This is a genomic window from Streptomyces sp. NRRL F-5135, from assembly GCF_000719775.1.
GTDB lineage: Bacteria > Actinomycetota > Actinomycetes > Streptomycetales > Streptomycetaceae > Streptomyces > Streptomyces hebeiensis.
On record NZ_JOHR01000083.1, the window covers coordinates 1 to 346 of the forward strand.

1 protein-coding gene is annotated in these 346 nt (G+C 64.2%); it reads right to left on the bottom strand.

Translation table 11 applies throughout. The annotated features are described in order from the left end of the window. Positions 1-324, bottom strand: a 324-nt coding sequence (locus tag IG02_RS0135595) for an FG-GAP repeat domain-containing protein (RefSeq protein WP_234315039.1), incomplete at its 3' end; no start/stop codon positions are given. Positions 325-346 lie beyond the last annotated feature (22 nt).

Below are 346 nucleotides of genomic sequence, written 5' to 3' on the forward strand. Positions count from 1 at the left end.
GCCGTTCCAGCCGCCGGTTCCGATGAGGGTGCGGGTTCCGAGTGTGTTGAGGCCGGTGTTTCCGGTGCCGGGGTAGAGGTAGAGTTCGCCGGTTTCGGTTTTGACGGCGCCGAGGTCGGCTTTGCCGTCTGCGTTGAAGTCTCCGGAGAAGAGGTTCTTCATGCCGTTCCAGCCGCCGGTTCCGATGAGGACACGGGATCCGAGTGTGTTGAGGCCGGTTCGGCCTGTGCCGGGGTAGAGGTACAACTCGCCGGTTTCGGTCTTGGTGGCGATGAGGTCGTCCTTGCCGTCCGCGTTGTAGTCGCCGACGGTGAGGTTCTTCATGCCGTTCCAGCCGCCGGTGCCG